The following is a 16,032-nucleotide window of genomic DNA, read 5'->3' as shown; positions in this document are numbered from 1 at the left end:
TTCGGGAATTTTTCTCTCAGAACTCAGATAAAGATAAATTTCCATCCACGTTTCCATCAGAGAAGGATTGCAAATAATCTCTTCTAATTACGAGGCCGAAGCTATGACTGATTCCTTTAACTTCAATATCAAATGAGTTCAGGTATTGTAATCGTTGTGTCGTATAGAGAAGATCTGGGGACGTGTCTTTTTGTTTTTCTAGTTGTTCGATTGCCTTTGTTAAACTATTCTTGTATGCATTGCTCGCTCTTGTATCTCCTGAAATAGTTTCGCCAGAAGACTTCTGACAGGATGCAAAAAAAGTAAAAGTCAAACTCGAACTGAATTCATTGTAAGAAAATCCTAAATCCTGCGTATCCTTAACAGTTTGTTTTAGGATCTCCTCTGGAGAAGCATCGGCCTTCAATTCTGGATGCATTTTTTTTATTGAAACGAAGATTAGAGGGTTAAAGGAGAAGCCTCGATCTAATAATTGTTCGTAGCTAACTCCAGAACGTGCTATAGCGTGTAGCTCTTTAATTTTTTTTAAGCCTTCAGGGTGGGGTTTGGGAAAGACAAAGTTCTCTTTATTTTTAAGAAAGAAGTCTTTTAATTCTTCTTTTCTAATTCTAATTCCAGATCCCTCGTATTTACGTGCAAGAATGAAGCGAATAATAATTCTACAAATTAACATAAAGATTACTGGGATAATTAAAATATAGGAGAGGATTTTTATTAATTTCTCTACGAGGGGAATATTTTTAAATTGTTCCATGTATAGGAAGGATTTGCCAGCGTTGTATTCTTCAAATACAATCTTTCTCATTCCGCCTAAATGGAAGTAGTTCTCAATTTTATTTGACATCCTTTCAAGAATCCCCGATCCTTTCCCTAAGTAGGGGAGAATCGAGTAAAATTGAGGACAGAAGTGTATTGGCGTAAAAAATTCACAGTTCATGTTCAACCTTTATATCTAAATCGGCAAAAAAGTTTAGGGGATCTGAATAAATAAAACAATAAATTATTTCATTTTCTGGATATTTTTATTTGATTAAAAAAGGTTTGTTGGTATAGTTTATTTTTTTATATTGAAATTCGACGTATGTACTTCTATAAGTATGTTATAGTAGACACTTCTGGATATTATCCGTTCTTAGCTTATGTGGATAACCAGAAAGTACTTGAGCATTGGTCTTTGCCAGTGGGTCCAGATCTTGGAATTGTTTTAGAGTTTCTTTTTAAAAGTAATGATTTGTGTTTTCAGGGAGTTGCTGTTGCTCTGGGTCCAGGGAACTTTTCTGCAACACGCATAGGGATTTCTTTTGCTCAAGGGTTGGCCATGGCAAAGAATGTACCTTTATTAGGATATAGCTCTTTGGAAGGATATTTATTATCCAAAGATGAAAAAAAAGCTTTAATGCTTCCTTTGGGGAAACGCGGGGGAGTCCTGACTTTAAGCTCAGAGATTTCTGAAGACGGCTTTAGTCAAAAAAGAAGAGGCGTTGGTCCTGGAACCTTACTTTCTTATCCAGAGGCTTCTGAATATTGCGTCGCTCATAAGTATTATCACGTCATTTCTCCTAATCCGCAACTCTTCGCTAGCAGTTTTTCGAATAAGATTGTTCTACAAGAGGTCGCTCCCTCTATAGAACAGATTCGCAGGCACGTGATTTCTCAACTTATGGTTGTAGAATTAGAATATAATAATCAGATTTCTCCCGATTATCGTAGTTATTCCTGTCTTTTTTGATTTTCATTTTCTAACTATTTCTTGATGCTGTTGGTGCTGGATGAATTCAACTATCTCTTGAAGCCTAATAGAAGTAGTGGTACAATCGGGACTCTTCTAAAGCACATAGTAAAAAGATTATTATTGTGTTTATAGGAGACCAGAGATTTGTTATTTATTGCGTAATAAGGTAATGCATGCCCAGTGTTAAAGTTCGAGTTGGAGAGCCTGTAGATCGCGCTCTACGCATTTTAAAAAAGAAAATAGATAAAGAGGGGATTTTAAAAGCTGCTAAGTCCCATCGCTTTTACGACAAGCCTTCTGTCAAGAAACGAGCTAAATCTAAAGCTGCGGCTAAATATCGTAGTCGTTAATTGGCAATCTCGTGTTAGTTGGTAGTGTTTAGGGTATGGATTATTATTCGATTTTAGGCATTTCTAAAACTGCTTCTGCAGAAGAAATTAAAAAAGCCTATCGCAAATTAGCTATTAAATATCATCCAGATAAAAATCCTGGAGATGCGGAAGCAGAAAAACGCTTCAAAGAAGTTTCTGAAGCTTATGAAGTTCTGAGTGATCCTCAGAAGCGCGATTCTTACGATCGTTTCGGTAAGGATGGTCCTTTTGCTGGAGCTGGAGGTTTTGGCGGTGCTGGAGGAATGGGGAACATGGAAGATGCCTTACGCACTTTCATGGGAGCATTCGGCGGAGAGTTCGGAGGGGGAGGGAGCTTCTTCGAAGGTCTTTTTGGAGGGCTTGGCGAAGCTTTCGGAATGCGCTCGGATCCTGGAGGTGCTCGTCAAGGAGCAAGCAAGAAAGTTCATATCAATTTAACTTTTGAAGAAGCTGCTCACGGTGTTGAGAAAGAGCTTGTTGTTTCTGGATACAAATCTTGTGAAACATGTGCTGGTCAAGGAGCCGTCAATTCTCAGGGGATTAAATGTTGCGAACGCTGCAAAGGTTCTGGACAAGTCGTACAAAGTCGAGGCTTTTTCTCTATGGCATCTACATGTCCAGAGTGTGGTGGAGAAGGTCGTATTATCACGGATCCTTGCTCCACATGCCGCGGTCAAGGAAGAATTAAAGATAAACGTAATGTGCATGTGCATATTCCAGCAGGCGTCGATTCTGGGATGCGCTTAAAGATGGAAGGATACGGAGATGCAGGCCAAAATGGAGCTCCGTCTGGAGATCTCTATGTCTTTATTGATGTAGAGCCCCATCCAGTATTTGAGCGTCGTGGCGATGACTTGATCCTAGAGCTTCCTATCGGTTTTATAGATGCTGCTTTAGGCATGAAGAAAGAAATTCCCACGTTATTAAAAACAGAGGGAGCTTGTCGTCTTACTGTCCCTGAAGGAATTCAAAGTGGAACTATTTTAAAAGTAAGAAATCAAGGATTTCCTAATGTTCATGGAAAAGGTCGAGGAGATCTTTTAGTTCGAGTTTCTGTAGAAACCCCTCAGAATTTGTCAGAAGAACAAAAAGAACTTTTGCGTAATTTTGCCTCTACAGAAAAAGCAGAAAACTTTCCCAAGAAGCGTAGTTTTTTAGATAAAATAAAAGGTTTTTTTTCTGACTTCACGGTATAAGGAGGAGAAGAGACCGACTTTACTGAGAGATCTATGGGAGTAACACAAAATCAAGTTATTTCTTCTATAAGAGATGTTTTAAAACTAGTCTGGGAGTTGCGCTTTGCTGAACAGAAGATGCTTCTCCTCTCTAGGCAGAGTGGCTCGGGTGGTACATTTCAGCTGTCTTGCGCAGGTCACGAGCTTGCTGGTGTTCTTGCTGGTAAAAGTCTTATTCCTGGTAAAGATTGGTCCTTCCCTTATTATAGAGATCAGGGATTCCCTATAGGCTTGGGTTGTGATCTCTCTGAAATCTTTGCCTCTTTTCTTGCTCGTATGACCTTAAATCATTCTTCTGCCAGAATGATGCCCTATCATTATTCTCATAAAAAGTTGCGTATTTGCTGTCAGTCCAGTGTTGTAGGGACGCAGTTTTTACAAGCAGCAGGTCGTGCTTGGGCTGTCAAGAACTTGTCAGTTGACGAAGTTGTTTATGTTTCTGGAGGCGATGGAGCTACATCACAAGGCGAATTTCATGAAATGTTGAACTTTGTTTCCTTACACCAACTGCCTTTAATTACAGTAATCCAAAATAATCATTGGGCGATTTCTGTTCCTTTTGAAGATCAATGTGGAGCAGACCTTGCTCGCTTGGGTAGTTGTTACCAAGGGTTAGCTGTCTATGAGGTCGACGGCGGCAACTATGCTTCTCTTAGCGAAACCTTTTCTTCTGCAATAAATCAAGCCCGTCAACATTCGGTCCCCTCTTTGATTTTAATAGATATGGTTCGCTTGGGCTCGCATAGCAATTCCGATAGTCAAGAAAAATACCGCTCGGTGTTAGATCTTAAACTATGCATGGATAAGGATCCCTTAATCCTTCTAGAGAGAGAGGCTGTCGATATTTTTGGTTTGTCCTTCCTGGAAGTTGAAGAGATCAAGGCTGAAGCTCAAGAAGAAGTTCGAAAAGCTTGTGAGATTGCCGAAGCCCTTCCCTTTCCTTCCAAGGGATCAACAAGTCATGAAGTCTTTTCGCCTCATACGGAGACCCTAATTGATTATGAGAATTCTGAAATCGCTCAGAATTTGCGTAAGTCCGAACCCAAAGTCATGCGTGATGCCATTGCCGAAGCTCTCTTAGAAGAGATGACTCGAGATTCTGGAGTGATTGTCTTTGGTGAGGACGTTGCTGGAGATAAAGGAGGAGTCTTTGGTGTTACTCGGAATTTTACAGAGAAATTTGGTCCGCAACGTTGTTTTAACTCTCCATTAGCTGAGGCAACTATCATAGGAACCGCCATAGGGATGGCCTTAGACGGGATTCATAAGCCCGTTGTTGAGATTCAATTTGCGGATTACATTTGGCCAGGGATCAATCAATTGTTTTCAGAGGCCTCCAGCATTTACTATCGTTCTGCTGGTGAATGGGAAGTTCCTCTAGTGATACGGGCTCCTTCAGGGGGATATATTCAGGGAGGACCTTACCATTCACAAAGTATTGAAGGATTTCTAGCACATTGTCCTGGCATTAAAATTGCCTATCCTTCCAATGCTGCTGATGCTAAAGCATTGCTCAAGGCTGCGATTCGAGATCCAAATCCAGTAGTATTTTTGGAACATAAAGCCTTGTATCAAAGACGTATTTTTAGTGCCTGCCCAGTTTTTTCTAACGATTATGTTCTCCCTTTTGGCAAGGCCGCTGTTCTTCATCCTGGGAAAGATCTGACCATAGTCTCTTGGGGGATGCCCTTGGTATTAAGCTTAGAGGTTGCTCAGGAGTTAGCTACACAAGGACTTTCTATAGAAGTTATAGATCTCCGTACTATAGTACCCTGTGACTTTGCTACGGTTCTAAAATCAATAGAGAAAACAGGCAGGTTATTGGTGATTCACGAGGCTTCAGAGTTTTGCGGCTTTGGCAGTGAACTTGTCGCTACTATGTCTGAACAGGCATATTCTTATTTAGATGCTCCTATCCGCCGTCTTGGTGGGCTTCACGCTCCTGTTCCTTATTCTAAGATTCTTGAAAATGAAGTTCTTCCACAGAAAGATTCTATTTTACAAGCTGCTAAGAGTCTCATAGAATTCTAGTTTGATTTCATTACTTTTATCCTTCTATTTTTAGGATTTTTTACTGCGGAAGAGCGCCTGGCATCCCGTTTTCATTGGTAATTCGGTTGGACTATTTACGGAAATATTAACCAGAGAGTTTTCGGATGCCAATAAAATTCGCAAGGCTTCCATAAGAGCCAAGTGGCAACAATACTCCCACGTAGAATATTCCTCTTGATCTCTGCTTAGGTTATTTAATCCCAATACTTCTAACTGTATACTTGTAAGATTATTCTCTATGCAGATGTCAAAACACTGCAAATAAGCCATCACTAAATTAGAGAAAGCTTCTTTCATACTAAAATCTGTCAATGCAATTGCTCGGCGTATTTTTTCGCGAATAAGAGTTTCTAATGTAGGGGGGTTAATAAAGATCAGGTGAGAGGCATAACGGGAGTCTCCCTTTTCTATAGTCCAAGAGCCAGAAATGCATGAACCTATAGCCAATTTTTTTTCTGAAGAAGGAATGCTGTTTTTGATCGCTTCCCAACACGTTTTTCTTAAACATGCGGAAACAGCAGTCGCTCTTCCTACTGTCATAGAGGAATCCATACTAGAATGTGTTACGATAACAATAGCTCCCGACTCTTTATTTAGAATCTCATCACTAGAAAAGTGTCCTTTGAAGCAATGAAAACTGACAGCAGGTTTTTCTTTAGCTCTCATGCGGACACATGTTAGCTTATCTGGATACCTACGATCTCCAGGGTTCGTTGTTGGATCTAGATAGAATAACTGCTTTAGCAAATTATGAAGAGCCGAGTAATCGTATTTTGCGGGGTACTGTATATTAGGATTCCAGGTCAGTTTTTTTCTATCCTCTGTTTTAGGTGGAGTTGGAGGTGTTAGTGCTTCTACTTCTGGGGTTAGCGGCTTAGGAGATGGTTTAGGAGAGAACTTAGGAGAGGGTTCAGGAGTGATTGGAGGAGTAATTTTAGGAGAGTGAGGTACGAGGGGAGGCTCTCGGATCACAGGCTCTTTTAGGTGTTTTACAAAATACAACAATGTCAAAACTATAAAGATAGCGCTAAGTATAAATAGAGGAATAAAGATTGTTAGCGAACCACCTAGGCAAGCGGTGAGAATTCCACTTGCGAAGAATATCAATCCTAAAATGGCAAAAGCTATTGTTGTGATAACTGAGGATTTAGTTTCTTTTTTCTTATCCTGAGAAGGTATCCTCTCTGGTAGAGGCGGACTAGTCGTGGGTGCAGAAAAAGGATCTGAAAAGGGAATGGGCGATGCATTATGGGATAACGTAGGAGGACGGCGTGAAGATGGGGTCGATATTGTTTCCATAAATATTCTCGTATATATTTTTGAACATAAAAATTTCGTCAATTTTAACATAAAAACAAATTGTAAAAAATAAGGATAAATTTGCTTTGTGATTAGAATGTTTTTGTCTCATAGAGTTTCAATGAAGCGATGAGCAGTAATGGAAACTAACGAATTATGAGTGACTTTTGTGCGCAAGATTCCAATTAGGAGTAAAATAAGGGAAGAGAGTGTAAGAATCCAAGGAGGAACTGGGGGAAAGGAAAGAGTGATTAGGATATTGGGATTTTGGAGCCAAGGATGTGAGAAAAGGCCTTTTACAAGAACTTCAGTCATAGGGGCAAGGCATGGGAGGATAATTGTAACAAGAAGTAAAAAGATGATGGGAAGTACGGTAAAAGGAACAATTAGGTTATAGAGAAGGCCTTCAAGAGGTAATTTGCCAAAGAACTGCATGATTGGAAGAATAATAAAGAGCTGGGCAGATATTGAAACTGCCAAAGTCATCGAGAGGTAGCGGATAGGCCGTAACCAAAACGGAGAGAGGAAAAGGGTCCAAGGATTGTAGAGAAAAGAGGAAATTATAGGGAAAAAGATCAGAATCCCCAGAGTGGCTAAGAAGCTTAAAACAAAAGCAGGAGAAAAGGGCGAAAAAAAGATAGAACAAACAACAAAGCCAATGCCTAGACGATTGAGCCCCGAACAGGATCCTGAAAAACACCATGAAAAACAAAGTAGAGTTGAGGAGATCCAAGCGCGCCATACCGAGGGAGAGAAGGGAAAAAGGTAGGCTAGAGAGGTAAGGAGAATAAAACTCAGAATTTTTTTGATTTTTAAAGGAAGAAGAGCGAATAACATAGAGAGAATAGAGGCGGACAGGGAAAAATGCCACCCTGAGATTGCAAAGAGATGGGATAATCCTTTTTGTCTGAAGAAGTCCTGGAGATCTTTAGGAAGGGGAGTCCCTAGTAAAAGACTGGAAGCAAAGGCCCCCACCTCAGAAGAAGGAAAAATATTGTTGAGGTAATGCCAGCAAGTTTCTTGGCATTTCTCTTTCATCATGTACAAGCTAGATCTAGGAATTTCTTTGTAGCAAGCATTAGACTTAAAAACAATTTGGGATGTATGATGTAGCGTCCCTTCAAGTTGGTAAACCTTTTTAAGCTCTAAACAGGATTCCGATAGAATTTGACAAGAGAGATGGTGGGCTCGTTTCCCACAGGGAGTTTGAATAGAAAGTGCTTCTCCATAGTAGGCTCCCCGCCTCCCTTCGTGGTGAATCACAAAAGTACCTGATACTAGACCGTCGTGGATGAATGGCGTAGGAGTTATAACCAAAGGAATCATCCAAGCAAGTGCTAAGGGGAGCCATTGCTTAGGATTGCGAGGAAGGAATATTCCTAGGAAGATAAGGATAAGAGCGCTACATTCTGGGTGGCTACGGGATACTATGCCAGCGAGCCAATAAAGCCCAAATAAAAAAATAGGATGTCTTTGTTGAAAGCACGCACAAGAGGCGCGTAATCGAATGAGCCAAGAGCTTATAGGATAGCGAAAGAAAAAAGATGAAAAAACCTGAAAATAGTTTAACATTTGATGTTCGCCCCTTCTTTCCTCTCGATGTGTTGTGTGTAGAGCAGTTGCGAAAGGAAATGTCTTGGGAAGTTGTATCGGCAAAGATACCCCGCCTGCCTCGAGGCTGGTACGAGCTGATGGGATTGTCAAAAGAAGATCGTATAGATTTTTGCTTGGACTTCTGGTGTTCCGTATTAGGGATTGAGCATAATGAATCTACAAGTATTTGTCGTTTTTTTTCTTTATTAGAAACCATTGAAGTCTACATCTATCGTTTGGAAAAAGGACCTTACCAGGTGAAGATGTTTTATGTATTCCGTGACGGTCGTTGTGGTTTTCAAGGGGAACCTCCTCTTGTAGATTTTCTAGGGCATCGTAGGCTGCCTCCTTTAGGAGACAACCATTATGAACAATTTTTTTCTATCCATAATGGGTTTGGGAAATGGGAGGATGAGGGAGTTTTCCCTGTGAGGTCTCTAGCAAAAGTACAGCAAAAATTACGTCAACAGCTAGTTGCATTAAATAAGATGCAGGCCGAAGAAAATTGTTATTCTTTAGGTATCTTTCCTTTTTATGGTTATGAAGAGCCTTTTGCTTACCAGTGTTTCTTTTTTGATCCTGAAATACGCAGAGACCTTCCTTCACCCAATATATTTTTAAATGAGGAAAGCTTAGAGCATCGAAGCTTAGAAACAATTGAGTTGCTGCATTTGACTAAGAGCTACTACACTTCTTTTCTTTCTTGGTTAGAGAACTATCTACATAGTGAAGAGGTTTATGGTGAGTGAGCCCGCCTGCACTTATCTTGAAAATAAGAACACAGATACACAAGATCAGATGGAAGAGCTTCAGGTAACTTGTATAGTTAAGAATGCTACAGGGATCCATGTGCGACCTGCAGGTGTTATTGTTCGACTATTTGATGGGGAAGACTGTGATGTGCATTTCACCTACGCAGGTAAAACTATAAATGCAAAAAGTATCATGAGTATTCTTATGCTAGGAGCTCCTCAAGGAGGAGAGATTCTTGTGACTGTTAGAAGCAAAGAAGCTCATCGTATCTTAGAGAAGATACAAAACGCTTTTAGTTCTGGTTTTGGAGAACTATAATGGATACACAGCCCTCTATAGGTAACGAAGAATGGCGGGTTGCAGGAAGCTCTATAGTTTCTGGTATGGCCTTAGGTAAAGTATTTTTCCTAGGAACTTCCCCTTTACATGTTCGTGAGCTAACTCTTCCTCAAGAAGAGGTCGAACATGAAATTCATCGTTATTACAAAGCTTTGAATCGCTCTAAATCTGATATCGTAGCTTTAGAGCAGGAAGTTACAGGAAAGCAGGGCCTTCAAGAGGTCTCCTCTATCTTACAGGCACACTTAGAGATTATCAAAGATCCCCTCCTTACAGAGGAAGTGGTCAATACTATCCGTAAGGATCGTAAAAACGCAGAATATGTCTTTTCTTCGGTCATGGGTAAAATAGAAGAGTCGTTAACAGCAGTGCGTGGGATGCCTTCTGTTGTAGAGCGTGTTCAAGATATTCATGATATTTCTAACAGGGTGATTGGTCATCTGTGTTGCCAACATAAGAGTTCTTTAGGAGAATCCGATCAGAATCTGATTATATTCTCAGAGGAATTAACGCCCTCAGAAGTGGCCAGTGCTAATCCCGCCTACATCCGAGGATTTGTCTCATTAGTAGGAGCAGCTACATCACATACAGCTATAGTCTCGCGAGCTAAGAGCATTCCCTATCTTGCCAATATTTCTGAGGAGCTTTGGGATGTCGCAAAGCAATATAACGGTAAGTTAGTATTAATAGATGGTTATCGTGGAGAGCTGATCTTTAATCCGAAACCAGCGACTTTACAAAGCTGCTATAAAAAAGAACTTTCCGTTGTTGTCAATCCCTCTGATGGATTAGTAAGAAAATCAATACATCCCGTAGTCTCTTCGCATGCAGGAAGCCATAAGGATATAGAAACTCTATCAGAGAATTTTCCTGAAACTTCTATAGGTCTCTTTCGTTCTGAGTTTTTAGCTGTAACTTTAGGACGTCTGCCTACCTTAAAAGAGCAAGCCGATGTCTATGAAAAGCTAGCACGTTTTCCAGGGGATTCTCCAGCAGTATTGCGTCTATTTGATTTTGGTGAAGATAAACCTTGTCCTGAAATAAAAAATAAAAAAGAACGTTCTGTACGATTGTTGCTAAATTATAGCGCAATTCTCGAGGATCAGCTACAAGCGATTGCTATAGCCTCTCTGGAAGGCCCAATAAAGGTGTTAATTCCAGGAGTTTCTGATGTTTATGAGATTATAGAAGTTAAAAAGAAATGGGAAACAATCCAAAGAAAGCTAACTAACGGACAAAAGGTTTCTTGGGGAATTATGATAGAATTTCCTTCTGCAGTTTGGATGATTGAAGAGATCCTTCCCGAATGTGATTTTCTCTCTATAGGGACGAATGATCTTATCCAATATACTTTAGGAATTTCCAGGGAATCAGCTCTTCCTAACCATCTAAACGTGACCCTACCTCCAGCAGTTATTCGCATGATTCACCACGTACTTCAAGCTGCTAAGCAAAGTAAGGTTCCTGTTAGTATTTGCGGGGAAGCCGCAGCACAGCTCAGTCTTGCGCCTTTATTTATAGGCTTAGGAGTTAAAGAGCTGTCAGTAGCTATGCCCGTAATCAATAGACTTCGCAACCATATCGCCTTCTTAGATATAAACTGCTGTCTTGAGATTACAGAAGCGCTTTTACAAGCCAAAACATGCTCGGAAGTTGAAGAACTTTTGAATAGAAAAAACCGAATTGTATCGTAAAGAAACAGTTAGACTTTTTTATAAAAGTTTCCGAGGCTTTATCAAGTTCAATAGAACTACTTTTTCTAGTCGCGCCGCCTTTTGTTTTTCTATAGGCAAAAGTGCATCCTCTGCTTTAGTGACACATACTTAGTTCTAGAAAGGCATTGTGGAACGCATAAGAGACATCTCCTCATCCATTTGCTTTTTTGCAAGTTTGAACGCAGAATGGAACAAGTCTTCAATGATTTCTGGATCTTCAGGGTCTAAGCACGTAGGTTGTACCTTTACTGAAATTAGGTCACACTTTCCGTTGATGACAACAGTGACAAGACCATTACCAGCTTTCCCCTCATAACGCTTTTCTAATAGTGAAGTCTCCATTTCTAGGAACTGCTGTTCCATAATTTTAGCTTCTTTCTTTTTCTTAGCGTATCCGCTGCCCATGCTTATCTATCCTTAGGTGAAATATTGATGTTGTCTCTCATAAAATGGTCTAGGAGATTCCCACTTATTGTCTTAAAATTCCTGAAAATTCTACAACAGCAAACTGTAATAATGTATCTATAGCTGCAGATTTTGTTGAAGAAGAACCTTTAGCTTCTACAGATATAATTTTACCTTCTGGAGCAGAAGGTTGGTTTTGTTTCTCCAAAAAACTCTGTTCTTTGTAAGTAGTCTCGGGTGGAGAAGTTGTTAATCGCGAGGGCATGATAGGGGCTGTTTCCTTAATATTGCGAAGCCCCTCAAACTGTGTACTTTTGATAGAAGAGAGGAGTTCCGATAAAACGGGCCTTTGATAAATACGAATAATATGGATAACGACCGTTTCTAAAAATGTCTGTTCGAAGATAGTATTTTGTAAGTGCTTTGCAGACTCCCCAAGGAAATCTATGATTTCTAGAAGCTGCTCCGTCTTATAATGAGAGTTAAATTTTGCTCCACTAGAATTGTTATGATTTTTAAGAAGAAGATCTCGATAAAATAACGTAAGATCGTGGAGAAATGTTACAGGAGCTACCCCCGAATTTAAGAAATCTATTACAGTTTGCAAGGCTGTCGGATAGTCTTTTTGACGGATAGCGTTTTCTAAAGTTTTAAGCGCATCTTGGGAAGTCAAGCCTAAAGCTTGGGACACAGTTTCAGGAGATAGGTTTCTAGGAAATAAAGATATTACATAATCATAAAGAGATTCTGCATCACGCAGGCTTCCTTGTGCCGCACGTGCGATTGGTGCCAATGCTTCTTGCGATGCTTCAATGTGATCATCTTGAGCCATAAGAGAGAGCTTATCTAGGATTGCTTTGTCAGGGATCCTTTGTAGTTGCATTTTTTGACAACGACTTAAAATGGTGCTGGGAATTTTATGGATTTCTGTAGTTGCTAAGAAAAATTTTACATGTCTTGGAGGCTCTTCTAAAGTCTTCAATAGAGCATTGAAGGCTTCTTTAGTGAGCATATGGACTTCATCTATGATATAAATTTTAAACTTTGCTTTTACAGGAGTAAATAATACTGTCTCATTAATTTGACGAATATCTTCGATACCACGATGCGAGGCTCCATCGATTTCTAAGACATCCAAAGAGGATCCTGAAGCAATCTCTTTGCAAGAAGAACACTGATTACAGGGCTCGCCATCATGGCTAAGATGCGAACAGTTCAGAGCTTTGGCTAAAATGCGAGCCAATGTGGTTTTCCCTGTGCCGCGAATTCCAGCAAATAAATAAGCATGAGCCGCTCGATTGAGGAGCAAGGCATTTTTTAATACAGTAACAACAGAGCTTTGTCCTAGAATCTCTCCAAAGACTTGTGGACGGTATTTTCTGGAAGACGTTTGGTAGAGGGATGGAGTCATTGCATATCCAAGGAAATATGTGTAGAAAGCTCATTTTCTCATTTAAGAGATTTTTTCTTGAAGACCTTTTCTGGATTTTAGAAGAAAATTTATCTCAAAAAGATAGAATAATTTTACATCTAAGAGGATTTTTGTATCTTTCTTTAGAAGGAGATAAACATCTTTGATTAAAAATGTTTGTCCCAGTAATTTTGGTATTTTAATTTATGTTTTTGATTGCGATGAGGTCAGGGATTCGTAATGAAAATACCGTGGTTACCCCATGTTCCTTCTCCTGACTGTCTCCAGAGATTTCCTCAGCTTTTCTTTCTATTAAGCTTTGAATAGAAGATATACAACGCAAGCAGGAAGCAGAGAAGATTTTAAATCAGTTGCCTAGAGAGCTAGATCAGCTCTCTCCCTAAATTCAACGGTTCTTTCTCAAGGAGCTAAAAGATCATAAGTAAAAATGGAGATCTTTTGAAAGAGGCGAAGAAGAAACCTCGAGTTTTTAATTTTGTTCAGTAAAAGGATATGGTTTCAGAGTTTTTAGCCAAGTAACAAATTTTGGTTCAAGATTCAGAAATATTTCGTGATCGCGAGTATAGGAGAGACATGAAAAATTGGGAGCTTTTTATACCGATGTTTCTGTAGCTATAAGCTTTCATTTGTGGACATTTTATAGAAAAATCACAAAAATACCTTTAGAAAAAATAAGAATATACATCCTAAAGTTAATGCAATGGGGTTTTCGAGATTTGTCTTAGAAGGCATCTTAACAATGTATCGTTCTCACAAGATTAGCAGGGCAATTATAACCCAGGGGTTTGTTCTTAATAAATCTTTAAGGAAGGATTATGAACTTTGGTTTTTCTATCGGTCATGTCCAGAATTTAAGGTGAAACTACAAGTTTCCTCTCATAAATAACTCTGAGAAGAAACTTTGTAAGTGTGTGGTTAGACAGATGAAAGAACCTAGACGTGAATCCTATAACCGTGCATTACATAAGCTAAGCCATCATTGGATTCGGTATTTTCTATATACTTTTGTATCGTGTTCTTTCATAGTCGCAATATTTACTTTTGCATGGTTAAAGGTTCTCTATGTTCCTGAGTATAAGGAAGGCGAGGTATCTCGTATTTCCCTGGTAGCTCCTATAGACTTTTCTTTAAGTTGGAGTGTCGATAAATTTTATAAACGTACTGCGCAAATCCCAGAAACTTTTGGTAAGGTCTATCGTCTTATATTGTCTCCTCATAGTCTTCTTTTTAGCCAAGCTTTGAAAGCGGATAGCGGAATAGGCTATTGGTTTGAAAAGGCATCTGAATTTTTGTTTTCTACGTACTTTATAGATAGTTCAACTCAGAAATGTCTTGAAGACTTGAGTATATCTCCTCCTTTGCTTGAGAGAGGTAAGAAGATTCTAGAAGTAAATATCAACTCAAATATGGGAAATGTTATTGCTCAATGTTTCGGCCACTTGGAATTTTTTCTGACCCAAGAAAACTGTCCTCAGCACTGTTTTGATCAAGTCATGGATGTTCTGAAGGGTGCCAGTTTTGAAATGGCTATTCATAAGGAAATGTCGGCCTGTGTGAAAGGAGAGCTTCTTGGTACACGTTGCATTGAGAAAATTAACAAAGGCAAACCTGTATTGGAAAAGTATCAAAGAATACAAGCCTCGGATGCTAAACTTTTAAAACAGCTCCGAGCGGAACTACTTCCAGCACACAGATTATTTTCTTATCGATCATTATGGGGTGCTATTTTTGTAGTTTTCCTCGTACTTCTTTGGGGTTATCGTGCTTTGAAAGCCCTATGTCCTGAGATGTTGAAATCTCCGGAGCGCTTTATGCTCTATATCGCTATTATAACTCTTTCTTTGCTGTGGTGTCGTGCAACGGAGATATTCTGCGCATATTGGGTTTCCTCTTTATCATACCCACCAATTTTACCCTTTACTGCCGTGCTCTTAGGATATTTCCTAGGTCTTCCCATAGCTGGATTTTCTTGTACTTTTCTTGCTCTACTCTATACCTTGGGATCGGATCTTTGGAACAACAGCTGGTTTTTATCTATAAACTTGCTTTGTTCTTGGAGAATCTTAGTTAGCTTGCATCGAGTAAGTCGCCTTTCTTCGGTGTTTTGGGCGTGTATGAAGCTCGGAGGGATGGCCATGGGAAGTTTGCTGATGTTTCGCATATTTACAAATACAATATCCAAAGAAGCTCTGTATGCTGATGGGATCGAAAGCTTTGTTTGTAGTTTAATTACCTCAATCAGTGTTGTTGCTTTGATTCCCGTGTTTGAGGCCTCTTTTGGAGCTTCTACAAACTTTTCTCTGCTGACCTATTTATCGCCTGATAACTCCCTACTGAGTCGTCTTTTCAAAGAAGCTCCAGGTACCTACCAGCATTCTATATTGGTTGGAAGCTTAGCAGAGGCTGCTGCTCAAGCTATAGGTGCAGATAGTCTATACTGCTTAGTTGCAGCTCATTATCATGATATAGGGAAACTGATTAACCCCAGATTTTTTATTGAAAATCAGAAAATCTTAAAGCAATCTTCTCATTGTCTATCCCCATTAGAATGCGCTAAGATGATTATGCGTCATATTCCTGAGGGTGTTAATCTTGCTAGGCAGGCAGGACTTCCTGAGTCTTTTATTAGGGTTATTGAAGAGCATCATGGTACGTCTGTAATACGCTCTGCATACTACAGTCATATGTTAGAAAATCCCTCTACAGGGACTTTTGATGAGGAATTATTTCGATATTCTGGAAATAAACCTTCGACTAAAGAAACCACCATCATTATGATAGCGGATTCTTTTGAAGCCGCCTCCCGATCTTTAAAAAACGCAAGTCTTACGAATCTTCAAGGACTCATTGATCAGATTATCCATGGGAAATTACAAGATGGTCAGTTTTCTTGCTCTCCAGTTACCTTAGATGAGCTTGCATTGATTAGCAAGAGCATGGTGCAAACTCTCTATGGAGCTTTGCATTCCCGGATGAAGTACCCTGAAATATCTTACAAACCCTCTACAGATCCCTTTCCTAAACCTTTATAGGGAATCTAAATATGCTAACTTAAGCTTTAAGCTACAGATTTTCAGTAAATAATGCTGCGACATATAAATTTTTT

General features: G+C 39.6%; 14 protein-coding genes. 8 read left to right on the top strand and 6 right to left on the bottom strand.

Annotated elements, in window-relative coordinates; genetic code table 11:
* Positions 1–16: 16 nt before the first annotated feature.
* Positions 17–937, bottom strand: coding sequence for a DUF648 domain-containing protein (locus CMV32_RS00865; protein ID WP_100934063.1), 921 nt, complete (start codon positions 935–937; stop codon positions 17–19).
* 144 nt (positions 938–1,081) lie between these two features.
* Between CMV32_RS00865 and CMV32_RS00860 the strand changes: the two genes are divergently transcribed.
* From CMV32_RS00860 to CMV32_RS00845, 4 genes are all read left to right on the top strand, one after another.
* The gene (locus CMV32_RS00860) at positions 1,082–1,729 is read left to right on the top strand and encodes a tRNA threonylcarbamoyladenosine biosynthesis protein TsaB (RefSeq protein ID WP_100934062.1); all 648 of its coding nucleotides are present in this window, start codon (positions 1,082–1,084) and stop codon (positions 1,727–1,729) included.
* A gap of 176 nt (positions 1,730–1,905) precedes the next feature.
* A complete protein-coding gene (gene rpsU, locus CMV32_RS00855; RefSeq protein ID WP_010882681.1) occupies positions 1,906–2,082 on the top strand; it encodes a 30S ribosomal protein S21 in 177 nt (58 codons plus the stop codon).
* 35 nt (positions 2,083–2,117) lie between these two features.
* A complete protein-coding gene (gene dnaJ, locus CMV32_RS00850) occupies positions 2,118–3,299 on the top strand; it encodes a molecular chaperone DnaJ (protein WP_100934061.1) in 1,182 nt (393 codons plus the stop codon).
* A 33-nt stretch (positions 3,300–3,332) separates the two neighbouring features.
* Positions 3,333–5,369, top strand: a complete 2,037-nt coding sequence (locus tag CMV32_RS00845) for an alpha-ketoacid dehydrogenase subunit alpha/beta (protein WP_100934060.1) — start codon at positions 3,333–3,335, stop codon at positions 5,367–5,369.
* Positions 5,370–5,399: 30 nt separating this feature from the next.
* On the opposite strand, the gene CMV32_RS00840 is transcribed toward CMV32_RS00845, so the two are convergent.
* Together CMV32_RS00840 and CMV32_RS00835 are read right to left on the bottom strand one after the other, a co-directional pair.
* Entirely contained in the window at positions 5,400–6,689 is a 1,290-nt protein-coding gene (locus CMV32_RS00840; RefSeq protein WP_100934059.1) for a hypothetical protein, read from the bottom strand.
* A 108-nt stretch (positions 6,690–6,797) separates the two neighbouring features.
* The gene (locus tag CMV32_RS00835) at positions 6,798–8,261 is read right to left on the bottom strand and encodes a ComEC/Rec2 family competence protein (RefSeq protein ID WP_100934058.1); all 1,464 of its coding nucleotides are present in this window, start codon (positions 8,259–8,261) and stop codon (positions 6,798–6,800) included.
* On the opposite strand from CMV32_RS00835, the gene CMV32_RS00830 reads away from it, so the two are divergent.
* Genes CMV32_RS00830 through ptsP form a run of 3 tightly spaced genes read left to right on the top strand, consistent with a single transcriptional unit; the run spans position 8,234 to position 11,068 of the window.
* Positions 8,234–9,031 (top strand): hypothetical protein, encoded by a 798-nt coding sequence (locus tag CMV32_RS00830; protein WP_100934057.1) that lies wholly within the window; start codon positions 8,234–8,236, stop codon positions 9,029–9,031. The genes CMV32_RS00835 and CMV32_RS00830 overlap by 28 nt on opposite strands.
* Complete coding sequence (locus tag CMV32_RS00825; protein ID WP_100934335.1) at positions 9,024–9,353, top strand: HPr family phosphocarrier protein; 330 nt, start codon at positions 9,024–9,026, stop codon at positions 9,351–9,353. Before CMV32_RS00830 ends, CMV32_RS00825 begins: the two co-directional genes overlap by 8 nt.
* The gene (gene ptsP / locus CMV32_RS00820; RefSeq protein WP_100934056.1) at positions 9,353–11,068 is read left to right on the top strand and encodes a phosphoenolpyruvate--protein phosphotransferase; all 1,716 of its coding nucleotides are present in this window, start codon (positions 9,353–9,355) and stop codon (positions 11,066–11,068) included. Before CMV32_RS00825 ends, ptsP begins: the two co-directional genes overlap by 1 nt.
* Before the next feature lie 135 nt (positions 11,069–11,203).
* On the opposite strand, the gene CMV32_RS00815 is transcribed toward ptsP, so the two are convergent.
* The 3 genes from CMV32_RS00815 to CMV32_RS05445 all read right to left on the bottom strand — a co-directional run bounded on the left by CMV32_RS00815 (position 11,204) and on the right by CMV32_RS05445 (position 13,248).
* On the bottom strand, positions 11,204–11,494 hold the full coding sequence (locus CMV32_RS00815; RefSeq protein ID WP_100934055.1) for a YbaB/EbfC family nucleoid-associated protein: 291 nt from the start codon (positions 11,492–11,494) through the stop codon (positions 11,204–11,206).
* A 64-nt stretch (positions 11,495–11,558) separates the two neighbouring features.
* On the bottom strand, positions 11,559–12,905 hold the full coding sequence (gene dnaX / locus CMV32_RS00810) for a DNA polymerase III subunit gamma/tau (RefSeq protein ID WP_100934054.1): 1,347 nt from the start codon (positions 12,903–12,905) through the stop codon (positions 11,559–11,561).
* Between the two features lie 199 nt (positions 12,906–13,104).
* Positions 13,105–13,248 (bottom strand): hypothetical protein, encoded by a 144-nt coding sequence (locus tag CMV32_RS05445; RefSeq protein WP_192940626.1) that lies wholly within the window; start codon positions 13,246–13,248, stop codon positions 13,105–13,107.
* Positions 13,249–13,849: 601 nt separating this feature from the next.
* Here CMV32_RS05445 and CMV32_RS00800 point away from each other — a divergent pair.
* A complete protein-coding gene (locus CMV32_RS00800; RefSeq protein ID WP_100934052.1) occupies positions 13,850–15,958 on the top strand; it encodes an HD family phosphohydrolase in 2,109 nt (702 codons plus the stop codon).
* Positions 15,959–16,032 lie beyond the last annotated feature (74 nt).

It is taken from the genome of Candidatus Chlamydia corallus (assembly GCF_002817655.1).
Lineage (GTDB): Bacteria > Chlamydiota > Chlamydiia > Chlamydiales > Chlamydiaceae > Chlamydia > Chlamydia corallus.
This window is presented reverse-complemented; position numbering and strand designations above follow the sequence as displayed.